This is a genomic window from Bradyrhizobium sp. CCBAU 65884, assembly GCF_028128835.1.
In the GTDB taxonomy this organism is placed as follows: domain Bacteria; phylum Pseudomonadota; class Alphaproteobacteria; order Rhizobiales; family Xanthobacteraceae; genus Bradyrhizobium; species Bradyrhizobium ottawaense.
Genome location: NZ_LBJU01000133.1, coordinates 114,292 through 132,520 on the forward strand (window position 1 = coordinate 114,292; position 18,229 = coordinate 132,520).

At 63.3% G+C, this 18,229-nt stretch carries 17 protein-coding genes; 5 read left to right on the top strand and 12 right to left on the bottom strand.

The annotated features are described in order from the left end of the window. The first annotated feature begins 221 nt into the window (after positions 1-221). Both XI03_RS36940 and XI03_RS36945 read left to right on the top strand, forming a co-directional pair. Entirely contained in the window at positions 222-2,165 is a 1,944-nt protein-coding gene (locus XI03_RS36940; RefSeq protein WP_271594876.1) for a PAS domain S-box protein, read from the top strand. A gap of 95 nt (positions 2,166-2,260) precedes the next feature. Then, on the top strand, positions 2,261-2,506 hold the full coding sequence (locus XI03_RS36945; protein WP_018317369.1) for an Lrp/AsnC ligand binding domain-containing protein: 246 nt from the start codon (positions 2,261-2,263) through the stop codon (positions 2,504-2,506). A gap of 1 nt (position 2,507) precedes the next feature. Here the strand turns inward: XI03_RS36945 and XI03_RS36950 are convergent, their stop codons facing one another. Then, positions 2,508-3,434: a cytochrome c gene (locus tag XI03_RS36950; protein WP_271594877.1), complete on the bottom strand. Its 927-nt coding sequence runs from the start codon at positions 3,432-3,434 to the stop codon at positions 2,508-2,510. A gap of 155 nt (positions 3,435-3,589) precedes the next feature. Here XI03_RS36950 and XI03_RS36955 point away from each other — a divergent pair, with 155 nt between their 5' ends. Beyond that, positions 3,590-4,006: a CHRD domain-containing protein gene (locus XI03_RS36955; RefSeq protein ID WP_038949057.1), complete on the top strand. Its 417-nt coding sequence runs from the start codon at positions 3,590-3,592 to the stop codon at positions 4,004-4,006. Positions 4,007-4,179: 173 nt separating this feature from the next. On the opposite strand, the gene XI03_RS36960 is transcribed toward XI03_RS36955, so the two are convergent. The 4 genes from XI03_RS36960 to XI03_RS36975 all read right to left on the bottom strand — a co-directional run bounded on the left by XI03_RS36960 (position 4,180) and on the right by XI03_RS36975 (position 9,087). Then, complete coding sequence (locus XI03_RS36960; protein ID WP_038971715.1) at positions 4,180-5,463, bottom strand: cystathionine gamma-synthase family protein; 1,284 nt, start codon at positions 5,461-5,463, stop codon at positions 4,180-4,182. Between the two features lie 263 nt (positions 5,464-5,726). After that, positions 5,727-6,176, bottom strand: coding sequence for a cytochrome c (locus XI03_RS36965; protein WP_028143313.1), 450 nt, complete (start codon positions 6,174-6,176; stop codon positions 5,727-5,729). A 95-nt stretch (positions 6,177-6,271) separates the two neighbouring features. Further along, positions 6,272-8,581: a xanthine dehydrogenase family protein molybdopterin-binding subunit gene (locus tag XI03_RS36970; RefSeq protein WP_271594878.1), complete on the bottom strand. Its 2,310-nt coding sequence runs from the start codon at positions 8,579-8,581 to the stop codon at positions 6,272-6,274. A 230-nt stretch (positions 8,582-8,811) separates the two neighbouring features. Then, positions 8,812-9,087, bottom strand: coding sequence for a DUF1127 domain-containing protein (locus XI03_RS36975; RefSeq protein WP_271594879.1), 276 nt, complete (start codon positions 9,085-9,087; stop codon positions 8,812-8,814). A gap of 346 nt (positions 9,088-9,433) precedes the next feature. Between XI03_RS36975 and XI03_RS36980 the strand changes: the two genes are divergently transcribed. Then, positions 9,434-9,991, top strand: coding sequence for a hypothetical protein (locus XI03_RS36980; RefSeq protein WP_271594880.1), 558 nt, complete (start codon positions 9,434-9,436; stop codon positions 9,989-9,991). A gap of 19 nt (positions 9,992-10,010) precedes the next feature. Here the strand turns inward: XI03_RS36980 and XI03_RS36985 are convergent, their stop codons facing one another. Next, positions 10,011-10,346: a hypothetical protein gene (locus XI03_RS36985; RefSeq protein ID WP_271594881.1), complete on the bottom strand. Its 336-nt coding sequence runs from the start codon at positions 10,344-10,346 to the stop codon at positions 10,011-10,013. Positions 10,347-10,455: 109 nt separating this feature from the next. Here XI03_RS36985 and XI03_RS36990 point away from each other — a divergent pair, with 109 nt between their 5' ends. Further along, the gene (locus tag XI03_RS36990; RefSeq protein ID WP_177237325.1) at positions 10,456-10,605 is read left to right on the top strand and encodes a hypothetical protein; all 150 of its coding nucleotides are present in this window, start codon (positions 10,456-10,458) and stop codon (positions 10,603-10,605) included. A 197-nt stretch (positions 10,606-10,802) separates the two neighbouring features. Here XI03_RS36990 and XI03_RS36995 read toward each other — a convergent pair whose 3' ends face one another. The 6 genes from XI03_RS36995 to XI03_RS37020 form a co-directional block, all read right to left on the bottom strand. Next, positions 10,803-11,258, bottom strand: coding sequence for a DoxX family protein (locus XI03_RS36995; RefSeq protein ID WP_271594995.1), 456 nt, complete (start codon positions 11,256-11,258; stop codon positions 10,803-10,805). A 225-nt stretch (positions 11,259-11,483) separates the two neighbouring features. After that, complete coding sequence (gene murJ, locus XI03_RS37000) at positions 11,484-13,010, bottom strand: murein biosynthesis integral membrane protein MurJ (protein ID WP_271594882.1); 1,527 nt, start codon at positions 13,008-13,010, stop codon at positions 11,484-11,486. A gap of 262 nt (positions 13,011-13,272) precedes the next feature. Beyond that, a complete protein-coding gene (locus XI03_RS37005) occupies positions 13,273-14,460 on the bottom strand; it encodes a DegT/DnrJ/EryC1/StrS family aminotransferase (protein ID WP_028143319.1) in 1,188 nt (395 codons plus the stop codon). Between the two features lie 11 nt (positions 14,461-14,471). After that, positions 14,472-15,476, bottom strand: coding sequence for a Gfo/Idh/MocA family protein (locus XI03_RS37010; RefSeq protein WP_271594883.1), 1,005 nt, complete (start codon positions 15,474-15,476; stop codon positions 14,472-14,474). Positions 15,477-15,657: 181 nt separating this feature from the next. Beyond that, positions 15,658-17,070 carry a mannose-1-phosphate guanylyltransferase/mannose-6-phosphate isomerase gene (locus XI03_RS37015; protein ID WP_271594884.1) on the bottom strand — a complete coding sequence of 471 codons (1,413 nt, stop codon included), beginning with the start codon at positions 17,068-17,070 and terminating at the stop codon, positions 15,658-15,660. A 7-nt stretch (positions 17,071-17,077) separates the two neighbouring features. Beyond that, entirely contained in the window at positions 17,078-18,067 is a 990-nt protein-coding gene (locus XI03_RS37020) for an NAD-dependent epimerase (RefSeq protein ID WP_271594885.1), read from the bottom strand. Between the last annotated feature and the right edge of the window lie 162 nt (positions 18,068-18,229).

Genomic DNA, 18,229 nt, shown 5'->3' on the forward strand with positions numbered 1-18,229 from the left:
AGCAGCGGGCCGGCACGCCCCGCAATCGTGCGGACTTGAAAATGCAACCGCGCCGGACCCTTGGTATAGTCTCGAACCTTACCTGCTTCGCCGGAGCGCGAGGTGAGAGTGGAACTGTCCAGCGACACCCATGATGCGGGCTCCCGGCCCGCAAGCCGCCTGGAACGGAATCTTGGGGTGGAATGATGTGGGCCTTTTTTGAACGTCTCCTCGACTCGTCCATGCTGTCGCCGCACGGCATCTGCCTGTTGTGGGAGCCTGAGCTGATCTGGCTTCACGTCGTTTCCGACGCCTGCATCGCCGCCGCCTATTTTTCGATTCCGTTTGCCCTTGCGATTCTGGTCACCAAGCGGCGCGACCTCAAGTTCGGCTGGGTCTATTGGGCCTTCGCGATCTTCATCATGGCGTGCGGCCTGACCCACGTATTGTCGATCTACACGCTCTGGGTCCCGGTCTATGGCATCGAGGGCATGGTCAAGGCGGCGACCGCGGTGGCATCCGTGGTCACGGCGGGCGCGCTCTGGCCGCTGCTGCCGAAGATCCTGACGATCCCCTCGCCGTTCGAGCTGCGGCAGGTCCAGGCCGCGCTCGAGGAGGAGGAAATCAAGAGCCGGGACGCGACGCTCCTGCTCCAGCAGGTCAGCGACGCCCAGCGCGCCATGCGCGAGAGCGTGGCGCGCCTCACCGCGATCGTCGAGACCGCGGTCGACGGGGTCATCCTGCTCGACGCGCAGGACCATATTCTGCTGTTCAATCCGGCCTGCGAACGCTTGTTCGGCTACTCTGCCGACGAGGTCATGGGCCGGAACGTCAGGATGCTGATGCCCGAGGCGGGCACCGCGCCCGACAGCCACGCAAGGCATTTCGCGACCGCCGGCGAGGCCATCGGCCTGCGCAAGGACGGATCGACCTTTCCGATGGACGTGTCGGTCGGCCGGACCCGGCAGGACGGCGAATTGATCTTCGTCGGCATCGTCCACGACCTGACCGCGCGCAAGCTGACTGAGCAGCAGCTCCAGCAGGCGCAGAAGATGGAGACGGTCGGTCAGCTCTCCGGCGGCATCGCCCACGACTTCAACAACCTGCTCACCGTCATCATCGGCAACGCCGAGCACCTGAGCGAGCAGCTCAAGGCGAGGCCCGACCTGCGCCGCTTTTCCGAGGACATCTGCCAGTCGGGCGAACGGGGTGCCGAGCTGACGCAGCGCCTGCTCGCATTCAGTCGCCGCCAGTTGCTGCAGCCCCAGACGATCGATTGCCGCGGCCTGCTCGAGTCCATGTTCAAGCTGCTCAAGCGCACCTTGCGCGAGGACATCGAGATCAGGACGGCCTCCAGGCCCGGCACGATCGTGGCCTTCGCGGATCGGGCCCAGCTCGAATCCGCCGTGCTCAACCTTGCGCTCAATGCGCAGGATGCCATGCCGGCCGGTGGCCACCTGACCCTGAGCACGGAGTTGACGACACTCGACGACGACTATCGCACCCTTCACCCCGAAGTCGCATCCGGCAGCTACGTGTTGATCTCGATCACCGACGACGGCGAAGGCATGATGCCCGAGGTCACCCGGCGCGCCTTCGAGCCGTTCTTCACCACCAAGGAGGTGGGCAAGGGCTCGGGCCTCGGCCTCAGCATGGTCTATGGCTTCGCCAAGCAATCCAATGGCCATGTCTCGATCTACAGCGAGCCGGGCCTTGGGACGACGGTCCGGATCTATTTGCCGCGCGCGGACATCGGATCATCGCACGCCGAGCTTTCCGATGGCGAGGACGCGGCGCCCCGAGGATACGAGACGATCCTGATCGCCGAGGACGATCCGTTCGTTCGCTCCTCCGCCATTCGCAGGGTGGAAGCTCTCGGATATCGCGTCGTTGCCGCGGTCAACGGCAAGGAGGCCTTGCAGCAGCTGCGCACCGAGCCCGGTATCGACATGCTGTTCACCGACATCGTGATGCCCGGCGGCATGAGCGGCTGGGAGCTCGCCGACCAGGCGCGGCGGATTCGCCCCGGTCTGCCGGTCCTGTTCACCTCGGGCTACGCGCTGGAGACCCTGGTCGAGCAGGGCCACGCGCATGCGCAGGCGATCGTGCTGACCAAGCCCTATCGCAAGGTCGAGCTTGCCCAGCGGCTCAGAGACGCATTCGCCGCGGCCGTGGTGACCTCCTAGGCGCCGGACCGACATCTGGTGGCCGGCAAGTCCGCTTGCTAAATGGTGCCGGGTTTGGCCTATTAGCCGCCAGATACGCTTTCGGAGTGCCCGCGATGGTTCCTTTTTTCGTCCAGATCAAATGCAAGCTCGGCCAGTCCTATACGGTCGCCAATGCGCTTGCCGAAGCCGAGATCGCTTCCGAGATCTACTCCACGGCCGGCCAATACGACCTCCTGGTGAAGTTCTACGTCGACAAGGACACCGACATCGGCCATTTCGTCAACGAGAAGGTGCAGGTGCTGCCGGGCATCCAGGACACCCTCACCATCATCACCTTCAAGGCGTTCGGCGCCAGCTGAGCTAACCAGCTTCCTTGCGCTTGGGCCGCGGCGGACCGTCGACCGGCGGCAGCGATTTGAGATAGTCCGCCATCGCCGCAATATCCGCCTCGGACAATTGCGAGGTGTTCTTGATCACACGCTTCATCGCGCCGCCGGCGCTGTCGCCGTCGGGCAATTCCCCGGTCTTGAGGAAGTAGGCAAGATCCTTCGCGCTCCACTCGCCGAGGCGCTTCTGCGTGATATTCGGCACCCAGCCCTCGCCTTCCGGATTGGGCCCGCCGGCAAAGCGCTGGCCCTGGATGATGCCGCCAAGCGCGTTGCGCGGGCTGTGGCATTCGGCGCAATGGCCAAAACTATTGACGAGATAGGCGCCGCGATTGAATTGCGGCGACTTGGTGCCGTCGGCAACGAGCGGTTTGTCGTGCAGAAACAGGAATTTCCAGACGCCGATGTTGCGGCGGATGTTGAACGGAAAGCCGACGTCGTGGTCGCGCACCTTGCCGGCAACAGGCGGCAGCGTCTTCAGATAGGCAAAGAGATCGAGCACGTCCTCGCGCCTTGCGTGCTGATAGGACGTATAGGGGAAGGCGGGAAAATAATGCTGCCCGCCTGGCGAAACCCCGTGCATCACCGCGTTGACGAAGTCGGCGTCGGTCCATTTGCCGATGCCGTCGTTCGGATCGGGGGAGATGTTCGGCGCGTAGAACGTTCCGAACGGCGACTTGATCGCGACGCCGCCACCGAGCTTGACACGGTCGGGCTGGTCCGGAGTGGCGTGGCAAGACGCGCAGCCTCCCGCGTTGAACATCGCCTCGCCATTGGCAAGGTTTGCCACATGCGCCGGCGCGTTGCCCACAGCCGCCACCACCGGCGCGCTGAGCCACCAATAGGCGACGCCGGCGGCGACCGCGGCGAGCAGCCCCCCGAGAATTGTTCGTTGCAACATGGGTATCCATTCACTCGACACGGCGAACCTAAGACCAATGTCGCCGCGGCTCCAGCCACGAAGAATTTAGCCCGCCTTGGCCGGAAACGGGAATAAACTGAAATGCCGGCTGTTGAAAGTTTGGCAGCCCGAACGGGTTCAGCAGGGAGAATGTCATGAACAAGACCGTCATTGCCGCCTTAGCACTCGGTGCCGTTGCTTTTGCAGCTCCGGCCAGCGCCGAAAAGCTGAAAGCAACGCTCGACGGCAAGTCCGAGGTGCCGGCAACGACCAGCAGCGCCACCGGAACCGCCGATCTGGACTATGATGCCGCCAGCAAGAAGCTTTCGTGGACGGTCACCTATTCCGGGCTGTCCGGCCCTGCTACCGCCGCCCATTTCCACGGCCCCGCGGAGGCCGGCAAGAACGCCGGCGTCGCGCTCGCGATCCCGAATGCGACCGCCAGCCCCGTAAAGGGCGAGGCGACGCTGACCGACGCGCAGGCTGCCGATCTGCTCGGCGGCAAGCTCTACGTCAACATCCACACCGCGGCCAACCCGGGCGGCGAGATCCGCGGTCAGGTGACGAAGTAAGCCGCGACGCTGCTTCGTTGCGTGAAGGCCGGGCGCAGGAGGGGCGTCCGGCCTTTTCGATTCCGGCCGCGCTTAAAGCGCGATGCGATCAGGATGAATCGTCATCGCGCTTTAGGTTGTTGTTTAAGCATGATCTTTTCGGAAAACCGCTGCGCACTTTTCCGGATCATGCTTTAAGCCGCGTTCAGCGCCTGCGTGAGGTCGGCAATCAGGTCGGAGGGATTCTCGATGCCGATGGACAGCCGGATCGTGGAATCGAGCACCCCGATTTTCCGGCGGATGTCGGCGGGAACGCCGGAATGGGTCATGGTCGCGGGCAGGCTCGCGAGCGACTCCGTGCCGCCGAGACTCACCGCCAGCTTGAGGATCTGCAGCGCGTTGAGGAATTTGACGGCAGCATCCTTGCCGCCGACGATGTCGAACGAGAAGGTGGATCCCGCCCCCAGGCATTGCCGCGCGAACACACGCCCGGCCGGCGAGGCCTCCTCGTGATGACCGAGGTAGTGGACCTTGGCCACCTTGGGGTGGTCGCGCAAATAATCCGCCACGAGGCGCGCATTGGCATCGGCTTTTTCCATGCGCAGGCTCAGCGTCTCGAGCGAGCGATTGATCATCCAGCAGGAATGCGGATCGAGCTGGGTCCCGATGGCGCCCCGGAGCGCCTTGATGCCTTTCATCAGCGCCTTCGAGCCGAGCGCGGCGCCCGCGATCAGGTCCGAATGACCGCCGACATATTTCGTGAGCGAGTATAGGGAAATGTCGGCGCCGTGCTCGATCGGCCGCTGAAACACCGGGCCGAGCAGCGTGTTGTCGCAGGCGATGATCGGCGTGTGTCCCTGGGCCTTTCCGATGGAATCGGCAATGCGGCGGATCATGGCGACATCGACCAGGCCGTTGGTCGGATTGGCCGGGGTTTCGATCAGGATCATCGAAACGCGACCCTTGCCCATGGCCTCCTCCGAGGCCTGCTTGACCGCGGCTTCGTCGATCCCATCGGCGAAGCCGACGGCGCCGATCGACAGGCGGGCCAGCGTGTTCGTCAGCAGCGTTTCCGTCCCGCCATAGAGCGGCTGGGAATGCAGGATGACGTCGCCCGGGCGAACGAAAGCCAGGATCGTGGTGGCGATCGCCGCCATGCCGGACGAGAACAGCGCGCAGCTCTCGGTGCGCTCGTAGATCGAGAGCCTGTCCTCGACGATCTCGCTGTTGGGATGATTGAAGCGCGAATAGACCAGGCCCGCGCCCATGCCTTCCGGCGGCTCGCGCCGGCCGGCGACGAAATCGAAAAAGTCCTGCCCGTCATCGGCGGTCCTGAACACGAAGGTGGAGGTCAGGAAGACCGGCGGCTTGATGGCGCCTTCCGACAATTGCGGATCATAGCCATAGGTCAGCATCAAGGTTTCGGGATGCAGCATATGGTTGCCGATGTGGGTCTTCGACGGAAACGGTTTTGCCATGGCCTGTCTCGCTGTTCTGCTTGAAGCCGCGCCATGGAACTCCTGATGAGGCCGTCGGGAGCGAGATGCGCCAATTCCAACAGCTCACGTCAATTCCGCGGCGACTGCAGCCAAGATAGCTGCTCTCACAGCGATCCGTCAGGCCTTGCGGACATAAATTCCTGCCGCGCTTCGCGCCGGCGCAAAAAAGCGGCTGCTTTCGCAACCGCCTTTTCGATTCCTTATCGGCGCCGTAGCCCGGATGGAGCGAGAATTGCGCCTCGCTATTTCAGCTTGACCCGATACGTCTCGTGGCAATCGCTGCAGCGGTCATTGATTGCGGTATAGGCCGCCTTCAGGCTGGCGACATCCTTGATCTTGCCCTTGACATCGGCGATCGCCTTCTGCACAGGCGGGATCTTGGAGTCGAAATCGGCCTTGTTCTGCCAGACCTTTTGCGAGGCGCCATAGGTCGCGTCGACGACATCCTGCTTGGGATTGACCTCGAAGGTCTTGGCGATCTTGGCAACATCGGCCTCGATGCTGGCGATGGCCTGATCGGCAGCTTTCTTGTCGAAGGGGATGTCGCCCTTGGTCATCTTCTGGATCACGCCATACTGGTTCTTGGCGATCGCGCGCATCAGATTGTCCTGCTGAACGGCGATCTCCTGCTGCGCCATCACGGCGCCCGCACCCAGCAGGATGGTCCCCGCGACAATCATCGTTCGTTTCATTGCAAATGTCTCCGGCTCGCAGAGGTGAGGATGGGCCCATTCAAGGATAGAAACCCCGCAGCGAGCGTTTATTCCCGCCGCGGAAGAATCGCCGCCTAGAGGCTGTGACGGCGATGGTGCTCGTTGATGGCGATCCAGACCCGCTCAGGCGTTGCCGGCATGTCGATGTGGTCGATCTTGTATTCGCGCCAGAGCGCATCGACGATGGCATTGACGACGGCCGGACAGGAGCCGATCGCGCCGGCCTCGCCCGCGCCCTTCACCCCCAGCGGATTGGTCTTGCAGGGAACGTTGGCAGTCTCGAACACGAAGGCTGGCCCATCCGCTGCGCGCGGCAGCGCGTAGTCCATGAAGGTCGCGGTAATGAGCTGGCCGTCGCCCGCGCCATAGACCACCTGCTCCATCAGCGCCTGGCCGATGCCCTGCATGGCGCCGCCATGCACCTGGCCGGCCAAAAGCAGCGGATTGAGCGTCTTGCCGAAATCATCGACGATCACGTAGTTGACGATCTTGATGATGCCGGTGGCCGGATCGATCTCGACCTCCGCCAGATGCGTGCCGTTGGGATAGGTGCCGTCGGCACTGGCGAAGGTCGCGCTGCCGTTCAGCTTCGATGGATCGGCGCCGGGTCGCTTTGCGAGGTCGGCAAAGGAGATCGAGCGGTCGGTGCCGGCGATTCGGATCATGCCGTCGGTGATCTCGAGGTCGCCCGCGCTCGCTTCCAGCGCTTGCGCGGCGAACTCCTTCAGCTTCTTGCCGAGATCGCCCGCAGCACGCTGCACGCAGACGCCGCCGGTGGGAATCGAGGCCGAGCCGCCGGTGCCGAGGCCGGTCGCGATCTCCTCGGTGTCGCCCTGGCGGATATGCACGCGCTCCGGTGGCAGGCCGAATTGCTCGGCGACGATCTGCGCATAGGCGGTCTGATGGCCCTGCCCGCTCGATTGCGTGCCGATCAGCACGGTGACGTCGCCACTCGGATCGAGGCGGACATTGGCCGTCTCCTCACCCATCACGCCGCAGATCTCGACATAGCTCGCAAGGCCGATGCCGCGGATCAGGCCCTCCTTCTTGGCCGCCTTGGCGCGCTTTGCAAACTCCTTCCATTCCCCGATCTCCATCGCGCGCTTGAGATGCGCGGCGAAATCGCCGGAATCATAGACCTTGCCCGTGGCCGTCTTGTACGGCAGCGCCTTCGGCGGGATGAAGTTCTTGCGGCGGATGGCGTCCGGCGTCGTGTCGAGTTTTCGTGCGCAGGCGTCCACGAGGCGCTCGATGACATAGGCAGCTTCAGGCCGCCCGGCGCCGCGATAGGCATCGACCGGCACGCTGTGCGTGAAGATGGTGCGCACCCGGCAGTGGAAGGCCTGGATGTCGTAGAGACCCGGCAGCATGCCGGCGCCGCCATGGGGAATGTAGGGGCCGAAGGTCGACAGATAGGCGCCCATGTCGCCCATCAGGTCGCAATCCATCGCGAGGAATTTGCCGTCCTCGGCCAGCGCCATCTTCGCGGTGGTGACGTTGTCGCGGCCCTGCGCATCGCCCAGGAAATGCTCGGAGCGGTCGGCCGCCCACTTCACCGCCTTCTTCAGCTTGCGCGCGGCAACCGCCATCAGGGCGTATTCCCGGTACGGAAACAGCTTCGTGCCGAAGCCGCCGCCGACGTCGGGGCAGATCACCCGCATCTTGTCAGTCGGGATGTTGAGCACGTTCTGGCACAGGATGTCGCGCAGGCGGTGGCTGCCCTGGCTGCCGACCGTCAACGTCAGATGGTCGCGCTTGGAATCGTACTCGCAAACGGCCGCACGCGTCTCCAGGAAGCTCGCGACCACACGCGGGTTGACGATCGAGATTTCCGCGACTGCATGCGCCTTGGCAAAGGCAGCTTCCGTCGCGGCCTTGTCGCCGATCGAGACGTCGAACAGCACGTTGCCGGCCTTGTCGGGCCAGACCTGCGGCGCGCCCTTCTTCACGGCATTGACGACGCCGGTCACCGCCGGCAGGGGCGACCATTTGACGTCGATCGCCTCGATCGCGTCGCGGGCCTGGTCGATGGTCTCGGCGACGACGAAGGCGACGGCATCGCCGACATGGCGCACCTCGTCCTTGGCCAGGATCGGGTATGGCGGGCCGGTGAACGGATCGGTCTCGAGGTTGAACAGGCAGGGCAGATTGCCGAGATCCTTGACGTCGTCGGCCGTCAGGATCAGCGCGACGCCGGGCAGGTCGCGGGCGCGGCTCACATCGATGGTGTATTTGGCATGCGCGTGCGGCGAGCGCAGCATCAGGCAGCGCAGCGCAGCCTGCGGCGCGTAATCGTCGGTATAGCGGCCCTTGCCGCGGATGAGCGCGTCATCCTCCTTGCGCAGCACGCTTTGGCCAACGCCGAACTTGATGGGAGCCGCCATTTTATCTTCCCGTTCTCATGGTTGTTTTGCCGGCATATTGCCGTGGAAAAACTGGCAAGGCAAATGGGTTTGGGCAGGCACATGGTCCGCGGGCCGTGAAAGCGCCGCGCACCGTCACCATGGCGTCTAGATTGCGCTGCGAAACAGGACCTCATCCTGAGGAGCCCGCCAAAAGCGGGCGTCTCGAAGGATCGGCCGCGAAGACGCAGCCCATCAAGCCTCTTGACAAGTTACATCCCACCGCGCCCCCACGGATCGATCGCGCGATCTCTCAGCCTGTCGAGAGCCCTTGCAGACGTGAAGTAGTCGATCTCGCCACGCGTCAAGCCGATATCCATCAGCTCCCTGTCGCTCAGGTCGTGCAAGGTGACTCGCTGGCCCTGGCGCTGCTGCAGAAGCACACGCCAGTATCGCTTGAGCAGACTCAAGACGATGGAGAGGTCGAGGCCGCGCCTTGCGGCATCGTCCTCAATTTCGGGTGAGATGTTCGTCAGTTGTGGTGGCATCGCACGCTCCTGCTGTTGTGCCGGCAGGGAGCGTGGCCAATGAAAAGGCCCCGTCCGATGCCGGCGGGGCCTGGTGGAAAAGATGTCGTCGTCGAATTCCTAGCGCGCGACTCCTCCCACGGCCCAGCCGAAGCGGGTCATGTGGTTGAAGGTGACTTTGCGCACTGACTTAATCATGAGGTGCCAATACCACGGCAATCGTGCAAAATCAAGGGATGTGCGGATGTTGGTTGCACCCTGGAGGCGAGCCCATTGCGAGCGATACACGAGCCAATTGCCTCGGGCAAATTTGTGCTGGTAACCTTCCAAGTGCCCGCTCGGCTACGAGCCTATCTCCCAAGTCCTGATGTCGATCCGAAAGATCATTTTGTTGAACGCCATGCTCGTTTCGAGCGTTGGCGTATTTGGCGTGCTGATAGATGAGCCGTACTGGCGAGCCGTAGGACACGCCCCATGGCTCTATGATTATTTTTTCTGGTTGGCGCTGGCGCTGAACGGGCCGTCCGGATTCGTCGCTGACTACGCCGCCTGGCTCGCCATCGATAGCTTCCATCTCCATCGGCAAGTGCGGGTGCTGGCAGAGCACGAATGGCAGTTTGCTATTCAGTATGCGCTTTGGCTTTTGTTCCTTTGGCCCCAGTGGAAGGCTTACGACACCCTCGTCCGCTGGTGCAGAGGTCATCCCGATCGCGAGACCGCACTCCGCCTGACGGCGTTGGGCATCGCCTTGGTTGGCTGCGTCTGGGCTTACCAATCCTGGGAACCGAGCCACCGAGTCGGGCTCTTCTTCATCGACCGCTTTTTTTGGGTTGTGCGACCAATCGGGCTCGGACTCTCAGGTATCGTCGTCCTTCTCTATGATCACCTGGCGCAGGTCCGCTTTTCGCAGGTCAAGCAGACATGACGAACTCTTTGAAGCGCAGCTAGCCGCGCACCAGCGAGACCAGCCACTTGCGGCCGAACAGCACGAGGATCGCGAGCGCGTAGACGATCGTGTCTCCGACGGCGAGCAGGACCAGCAGCAATTCATCCCGGAAGTGCATCGCCCCGAGCGCAGAGCCCCCAAAGCGCGCAATCAGCCAGAAGGCGGCGGCGAGGATGATGCCGGTCAGCAGGAATTTGGCGAGCGACATCAGCCGGGCGCGGTCAAGCACGAGAAAGCCGCGCCGCGCGGCAAAGAAGAGCACCAGCAGCAGAATGGTCCGGCTTCCCGGCGTACACTCCGACGCCGTGCTTAGGCGATTGTCATGGCGAGCCAACGGTTCTTCCGAGTGTTTCAGCATGTTGCCACTTTTAGGAGGACTTGTCGGGTGGGTTCAGATCGGCAACACTGCTCGGATTTCAAGTAATGCTTTAATGGGTGTCCTCATGCCCGAAACATTGGAAATCCTGTTGTGGTGTGCCGCGCTCGCGACGTGGCTGATGCTTTCCTTCAGGATAATAAGCGAGCGCCTGAAGCCGCTTTCGAATCTCGTCAGCCATCTGCTCGAGGTTGCTTTCAGGCACAAGGCGAAGTGACGCAGTAACGGCGCAAGCCACGGCTTGGCAGCTGCCGAGTTGGCAGAGCTGCGCGTCGCGTTGATGGCGTCAGACGAACAGACCAAACGGCACATCGTGCGGCTGCAACCTGTCGCAACTCTGCCGGGCCGACGATGCTCACTCGAATCAAGTTATCGGCTATCAGGCCGAAGAAGCGGCTGAAACGAACAACGCTGCTAGCCTGCCAGCCTCCGATCGAGGGAGAACCGGCCCCCTCCGGTGACCAGGATCAACAGAGCGCCTCCTGATATCGAGATGTTCTTCAGGAAATTGTTGTACTGCCCGATCTGTTGCGGACCGACGGGATATTCCCAGTAACGATGAGCGATTGCAGTAGCCGACAATACAAATAGAAAAATCAAAATTGCGCAGTAGCGCGTACCAACGCCGAGTATCAAACCAACCGATATCAGTATTTCCAGGATGACGGTGGTCGTCGTGAACAGCTGCGGCACTGGAAGGTTGAGCGAGCGAAAATAGCCCACTGAGCCACTGAAGTTGCCAAGTGCTCCATACGCGCTTCCAACAAACACCCATGCAAGCAGGATGCGGCCGATCAGGATCAGCAGGTCGGCATTGCCGGTGGCGAACTGGTCGATCCGAGATGTGGACCAGGAAGAGCGAAATGACATGGTCACTGCCTCATCGCGTTGCTGCCTGAGGACGGCACCTGAATGTCGAGATCGTATCACGATTGGCGAACCGCATGAAGGCCGCCCGGCGGGCATGACGCGCTGTAGACCCCTGGTGCCTCCGAGGCCCAACAAACGGTCCATCCGCTCACGGCGTTGTCCGCGTTCAAAGCGATTCTTCGGCGCGGTGACGGCGGGCTAGGAGTGCTGGCTTTCGGCACACGCCTAGCCGCGCACCAGCGAAACCAGCCAGCTGCGGCCGAACAGGATGAGGATCGCAAGCGCGTAGACGATTGTACCCCCGATCGCGAGCAGAACCAGCGTCAACTCGTCGTGGAAGCGCATCGAGGCGAGAGCTGAAGCGCTGAAGTGCGCGATCAGCCAGAACGCTGCGGCGAGGATCAAGCCGGTCAGCAGGAATTTGGCCAGCGACATCAGCCAGGCGCGGTCCAGCACGAGAAAGCCGCGCCGCACGGCGAAGAACAGCACCAGCAACAGATTGGTCCAGACACCGACGGCGGTTGCGAGCGCAAGGCCGACCTGGGCCAGCGATCCCATCAAGGCGACCTTCAGCGCGACATTGACCGCAATGCCGGTCAGCGACGCGCGAACCGGCGTTGCGGTGTCCTTGCGCGCATAGAAGGTCGCAACCGCGCTGCGGATCAGCACGAAGGGGATCAGGCCGATGGCGTAGGCCGCGAGCGTGCCGCCCGCGGCGACAGCGTCGGCCTTGGAGAACGCGCCGCGCGCGAACAGCGCGCGCATGATCTCGTCCGGCACGGTGAGGAAGGCCGCGACGAACGGGATTGAGAACAGCAGCGTGAAGTCGAAGGCGCGGCGCTGCGCCTTCATCGCGCCGTCATGGTCGTTGGCCGTGATCCGGCGCGACATCTCCGGCAGCAGCACGGTGCCGATGGCGATGCCGATCACGCCGATCGGGAGCTGGTTGAGCCGGTCGGCATAATAAAGCGCCGACAGCGCGCCGGCAGGCAGGAAGGTCGCGATGATGGTATCGGCGAACAGCGCCACCTGCGTGCCCATCGAGCCCAGCGTCGCGGGGCCGAGTGCCTTGAAGAAGCCGCGGACGTCTTCGTCGAGCTTGAGCGGCGCAAACCGCGGCAGGCCGCCATGGCGGGCGAGATCGCCGGCGAGCAGGAAATATTGCAGGAAACCGGAGATCAGGACGCCCCAGGCTGCGGCGTGGCCCGCGCTCGGAAACCAGACGGCGACCGCCAGCGTCATCATCATCGAGACGTTCAGGAAGATCGAGGCGGCCGCGGCGCTGGCAAAGCGCTGCATCACGTTGAGCATGCCGCCATAGAGCGTCACCAGTGTGATCAGCAGCAGATAGGGAAAGGTGATCCGGGTCAGCTCGATCGCGAGCTTGCGCTGCTCGGCGTCGTCACTGAAGCCCGGCGCCAAAATGCTCATGGCCTGCGGCATGAACAGCCAGGCGACGATCAGCAGCACCACCTGCGAGGCCAACAGCAGCGTGAAAATGCGGTCGGCGAACAGGCGCGCCGCCGCCGCGCCCTTCTCGCCATGGACATGCGCATAGGCCGGCACCCAGGCGGCGTTGAAGGCGCCCTCGGCGAAGATCGCGCGAAAATGATTGGGCAGCCGCAGCGCGACGAAAAAGGCATCGGCCACGGGGCCGGCGCCGAGGATCGCCGCGAGCATGATGTCGCGGGCAAACCCCGTCAGCCGCGAGAGCAGCGTGTAACCACCGACCGTGAAGATGCGTCCGAGCATGTGTCTGTTTTAGAGACTAATCAGTCTAACGATAAGGCTTTGAAGTTTGACGTGATGAAAAAAGACGGCCGCTCGGCCTGCGATGCGCATTGCTGTGCCCTCTCCCCTTGTGGGAGAGGGCAGCGCCGCAAGTAGATATAAACTCAATCGGGTGAGGGGTTTCTCTCCTTGCATTCAGTGCGGAGAGAGACCCCTCACCCGTCTCGCCGCTTCGCGACGAGCCACCCTCTCCCACAAGGGGAGAGGGAAGAAAAGCGCAAGATCACCCCCCCAGCGCGCCGCGGACGGCGGCGATGATCCGCTCCTGGTCGGCTTCGGTCAAATAGGCGTGCATGGGCAGGCTGATGACATCCTGCGACAGGCTTTCGCAACCGGGCAGGCCGCCCCCGGCCACCGGATATTGCTTGTAGGCGGTCTGCTGATGCATCGACTTGCCGTAATAGATCGCGGTCGGCACGCCCTGGGCTTTTAGCGCGGCAGCGAAGCCGTCGCGGTCGGTGCCCTCAGGCAGGCGGATGGTGTATTGCGCCCAGACCGAGGTATTGCCCGGGCTGAGACGCGGCACGGTGACCACGTTGGACAGCCCACGCGCGTAGCGCTCCGCGACCTTGTTGCGGGCTGCGATCTCGTCGTCGAAAATCTTCAGCTTCTCGATCAGAATCGCGGCCTGCATGGTGTCGAGCCGGCCGGTCAGGCCGAGGCGGACGTTGTCGTATTTGTCGACGCCCTGCCCGTGCACGCGGATGCTGCGCAAGGTGGCCGCGAGTTCGTCGTCATCGGTGAAGATCGCGCCGCCGTCGCCGAAGCAGCCGAGCGGCTTTGCCGGGAAGAAGCTGGTCGTGGTGGCGAGCCCGAAGGTGCCGAGCTTGCGGCCCTTGTAGCTTGCACCGAACCCTTGCGCGGCGTCGTCGATCACGAACAGGCCTTCTGCCCTGGCGATCTCGGCGATCGCATCGTGATCGGCGGGCTGACCGAACAGATCGACCGGAATGACCGCAACCGGCCTCAGGCCCGCCTTGCGAGCGGTCGCGATGCCGCGCTTCAGGGACTCAGGGCTCATGTTGAAGGTCGTCTCGTCGACATCGACGTAGACAGGGGTCGCGCCCATCCGTGCGGCCGGCGACGCGGTCGCGATGAAGGTGAAGGACGGACACAGCACGGCATCGCCGGGCCCGACGTTCTTTGCCATCAGCACCATCAGAAGCGCGTCGGTGCCGCTGGCGCAGCCGATGACATGCTTGGCACCACTGTAGGCCGCGAGCTGCTTCTCGAGCTCGGCGACTTCAGGGCCATTGACGAACTGGCAATGGTCGAGAACGCGCTTGACCGCGGCATCCAGCGAAGCGCCGAGCCGGCGGCGCTGCGAGCCGACGTCGATGAAGGGAATGGGTTCGGAACGCAGATGCTGGTTCATGACCTGGCTCTTGGCGCCTTCTTGAATGGTCGACATGGATGACGGGTTTAGCCGGCGACGCGGCGCGGGCCCTTGAGGGCGGGCGATTTGGCCGCGGGCCGCGACGGCGTCTCCAGGCACTGCGTCGCGATCTCGAGGCTGGCGACACCTTCGTCGCCGGTGACCGCCGGCGTCTCGCCGTTGCGCACCGCCTTGAGGAACGCGATCAGCTCGGCGCGGAGCGGCTCGTCATGTCCGACCGGCAGATGCCGCATCGAATAGCTGCCGTCGGGCTTGAAGCCGAAGCACTCGGTGACCTGGCGCGTGAGCAGATCGCCCATCACGTATTTGCCGCGGGTCGCGACCGTGACGCTGCGCGCCTTGAACGGCGTCAGCCAGTTGGTGTTGATGTGCGCGAGCACGCCGCTCTCGGTGCGGAACTGCAGCAGCGCGATGTCCTCGCGCTCGGCGACGGCGCTCGACAATTGCGGCTGCACCTCGACGATGTCGGATTCGGTAAACCAGCGGATCAGGTCAATGTCGTGCACGGCGAGGTCGATGACGACGCCGACATTGGACATGCGCGGCGGGAACGGGCCGACGCGCGTGATCGCGATGGAAAGAATGTCTTCGCCAGCGATCGCCTGCTTGACGGCGGCAACCGCCGGATTGAAGCGCTCGACATGGCCGACCATCAGCGTGACGCCGGCCTTTTGCGCGGCAGCGACGATCTCGCGGCCCTCCTCCACCGTGGATGCGATCGGCTTCTCGACCAGAACATGAATGTTCCTGGCGATGCAGGCGAGCGCGACCTCGTGATGCAGGTGGGTGGGAGCTGCGATGGTGACGGCGTCGATGCCTTCGGCGAAGAGCTGGTCGAGCGTCTCGAAACTCGCGCAATTGGCAAGTTCCGTCGCGCGTGTGCGATGTGCCGGCGAAGGATCGACGACACCGACGAGGCTGACGCCGGGAAGACCCGCAAGCACGCGCGCATGGTTGCTGCCCATCACGCCGGCGCCAATGACGCCAACGCGCAAGCCGGCCTTTGCCGGTGCAGATCCTTTGGAACTCATTTGAGCAAACCCCGATTCAACGCAAATCCCCGGCGCGCTTCTAGCACGGACGCCACATTTGTGGCGAATGCCGCCTTGGCGGCCCGGACACGATTTGATTCAAAAAGTTACACGTTCCCCGGGCCTTAAGCCGAAAAATATCGCCTCTTTGGCCCGGGTCCCGTGATTCGGAGTTTGCTGGTTACGACCTTTGATAGTCGTCTTCAATCCGGATGATGTCGTCTTCCCCGAGATAGCTTCCAGTCTGGACCTCGATCAGTTCCAGCATGATTTTACCGGGGTTCTCCATCCGGTGCACGGCGCCCATCGGGATGTAGATCGACTCGTTCTCGTGCACCGTCTTCACGGCCTCGTTGACGGTGACGCGGGCGGCGCCGCGGACCACGATCCAGTGCTCGGCGCGATGATGGTGCTTCTGCAGCGACAGCCGCCCGCCCGGCTTCACCACGATGCGCTTGACCTGGTGGCGCTCGCCATTGTCGACCGACTGATAGCTGCCCCAGGGCCGGTGCACCTTGAGATGCTCCTCGGTGACCTTCGGCGCGACCGCCTTCAGCTTCGTGACGAGACGTTTCAGGCCGTTGGCATCCTGCTGGCGCGAGACCAGAACCGCATCAGCGGTCGCGACCACGACGAGATCGTCGACGCCTTCGAGCGCGACCAGCGCGGAATCGGTGGTGACGTTGCAGTTGCGGGAATCCTCGAACACCGCAGCGCCGTGCGACGCATTGCCTTGTGCGTCCTTGTCGGAGAGCTCCCACACCGCGTGCCAGGAGCCGACGTCGGACCAGCCGCAGGACACCGGCACCACCGCTGCGCGCGAGGTCTTCTCCATCACGGCATAGTCGATCGAGATCGCCTTGGCCGCGCCGAACGCCTCGGGCTCCAGCGTGACGAAGCCGAGATCGCGGCCGGCATTGTTGACCGCGTTGGTGACGGCCTCGACGCTTCCTGCATCGACCCTGCGATATTCGTCGAGCAGCACGCTCGCCGGGAACATGAAATTGCCGCTGTTCCAGAGATAGCCCGAATTGACGTAGTCGGATGCCTTCACCGCGTCCGGCTTCTCGACGAAGCGCGCGACCGCATGCACCTCACCGGAGATCACCTCGCCCGGGTTGATGTAGCCGTATTCGGTCGCCGGCCGCTCCGGCTTGACGCCGAAGGTGACGATGCGCCCGGTGCTCGCGGCGTTACGGCCCTCGCGGCAGGCGGCAACGAAAGCGGAATTGTCCTGCACGACGTGGTCGGCGGCGAGCGCAAGCACGATGGCTTCACTGGCGCGGTTCTGCGCGAACACCGCGCCGGCCGCGATCGCAGGTCCGGAATCGCGACGCATCGGCTCGAGGATCACGTCGGCCTCGATACCGATCTCGGCGAGCTGCTCCAGCACCATGAAGCGATAGGACGCATTGGTGATGACGATCGGCCGGTCGAACAGGGAGGGATCGGAAACGCGCAGCAGCGTGTCCTGGAAGGTCGAGCGGGTGCCGAACAGCGGCAGGAACTGTTTTGGCCGCACCTCGCGCGAAGCCGGCCACAGCCGCGTGCCGGCGCCGCCGCACATGATCAGGGGGATAATGCGTTTGTCCATCGTCATCTCAAACCTTGAAGTAGTCCCGATACCAGGTGACAAAATTATGGACCCCATGCTCGATCGGCGTTGACGGTGCAAAGCCGGTGTCGCGCATCAGGTCCTCGACATCCGCGAACGTTTCCAGCACATCTCCCGGCTGCATCGGCAGCAATTCTTTGATCGCCGTCCGGCCCAGCTCCCGCTCCAGAAGACCGACGACGTGCATCAGTTCCTCCGGATGGTGATTGCCGACATTGTAGAGCTTAAACGGCGCATTTGCGGCAGCCGGATCGTCCGCAGGCACAAGATCGATCAGCTTGGATACTACACGTGTGACATCATCAACATAGGTGAAGTCGCGACGCATTCGGCCATGGTTAAACAGCCGGATCGGCTTGCCCGCCATGATGGCGTTTACGAACAGAAACATGGCCATGTCGGGCCGTCCCCATGGCCCGTAAATGGTAAAGAAGCGCAGTCCCGTGACCGGCAGGCGATAGAGATGGCTGTAGGACTGCGCCATCACCTCGTTCGCCTTCTTGGTCGCGGCGTAGAAGCTCACGGGATGGTCGGTGCGGTCCGCAACCGCAAATGGCAATTTTGTGTTGGCGCCGTAAACGGAGGATGACGAGGCGTAGACGAGATGACGACAACCGCTGTTGCGGCAACCCTCGAGGATGTTGAGAAAGCCCACCAGATTGGAATCGGCGTAGGCGTGCGGCTGCTCGATCGAGTAGCGCACGCCGGCCTGCGCCGCGAGATGCACGACCTCCGTAAAACGATGTTGCGCAAACAGCGCCGCCATCGTCTCGCGGTCGGCAAGATCGGCCTCGACGAAGGAGAAGCGGCGGTCGCTCTGCAACAGCGCCAGGCGCGCCCGCTTCAGTGCTGGATCGTAATAGCTGTTGAGATTGTCGAGCCCGACGACGGTGCGGCCTTCGCCCAGGAGCTGCCGGGCGACGTGAAAGCCGATAAAGCCGGCGGCCCCGGTGACCAAAATCGCCTGATCCGTCATCCTGTTCCCCGGGGATCCCTAGCCCGATCCTGTTTAGCCGTCACCTCAAGGTGATCGCAATAGGCCCGCCGCGGCTCATGCGCTCCATAATGCCCCTCCACGAGAGCCCACGAGAGCTATTGCAAGATCGGCGCCAAAACCATACCAAAGCGGCCGAATTCG

What these genes read in the sequence shown, in the direction of transcription:
- XI03_RS36940 (WP_271594876.1), top strand. Translation starts at nt 222, where the DNA reads ATGCTGTCGCCGCACGGCATCTGCCTGTTGTGGGAGCCTGAGCTGATC.
- XI03_RS36945 (WP_018317369.1), top strand. Translation starts at nt 2,261, where the DNA reads ATGGTTCCTTTTTTCGTCCAGATCAAATGCAAGCTCGGCCAGTCCTAT.
- XI03_RS36950 (WP_271594877.1), bottom strand. Translation starts at nt 3,434, where the DNA reads ATGTTGCAACGAACAATTCTCGGGGGGCTGCTCGCCGCGGTCGCCGCC.
- XI03_RS36955 (WP_038949057.1), top strand. Translation starts at nt 3,590, where the DNA reads ATGAACAAGACCGTCATTGCCGCCTTAGCACTCGGTGCCGTTGCTTTT.
- XI03_RS36960 (WP_038971715.1), bottom strand. Translation starts at nt 5,463, where the DNA reads ATGGCAAAACCGTTTCCGTCGAAGACCCACATCGGCAACCATATGCTG.
- XI03_RS36965 (WP_028143313.1), bottom strand. Translation starts at nt 6,176, where the DNA reads ATGAAACGAACGATGATTGTCGCGGGGACCATCCTGCTGGGTGCGGGC.
- XI03_RS36970 (WP_271594878.1), bottom strand. Translation starts at nt 8,581, where the DNA reads ATGGCGGCTCCCATCAAGTTCGGCGTTGGCCAAAGCGTGCTGCGCAAG.
- XI03_RS36975 (WP_271594879.1), bottom strand. Translation starts at nt 9,087, where the DNA reads ATGCCACCACAACTGACGAACATCTCACCCGAAATTGAGGACGATGCC.
- XI03_RS36980 (WP_271594880.1), top strand. Translation starts at nt 9,434, where the DNA reads ATGTCGATCCGAAAGATCATTTTGTTGAACGCCATGCTCGTTTCGAGC.
- XI03_RS36990 (WP_177237325.1), top strand. Translation starts at nt 10,456, where the DNA reads ATGCCCGAAACATTGGAAATCCTGTTGTGGTGTGCCGCGCTCGCGACG.
- XI03_RS36995 (WP_271594995.1), bottom strand. Translation starts at nt 11,258, where the DNA reads ATGTCATTTCGCTCTTCCTGGTCCACATCTCGGATCGACCAGTTCGCC.
- murJ (WP_271594882.1), bottom strand. Translation starts at nt 13,010, where the DNA reads ATGCTCGGACGCATCTTCACGGTCGGTGGTTACACGCTGCTCTCGCGG.
- XI03_RS37005 (WP_028143319.1), bottom strand. Translation starts at nt 14,460, where the DNA reads ATGTCGACCATTCAAGAAGGCGCCAAGAGCCAGGTCATGAACCAGCAT.
- XI03_RS37010 (WP_271594883.1), bottom strand. Translation starts at nt 15,476, where the DNA reads ATGAGTTCCAAAGGATCTGCACCGGCAAAGGCCGGCTTGCGCGTTGGC.
- XI03_RS37015 (WP_271594884.1), bottom strand. Translation starts at nt 17,070, where the DNA reads ATGGACAAACGCATTATCCCCCTGATCATGTGCGGCGGCGCCGGCACG.
- XI03_RS37020 (WP_271594885.1), bottom strand. Translation starts at nt 18,067, where the DNA reads ATGACGGATCAGGCGATTTTGGTCACCGGGGCCGCCGGCTTTATCGGC.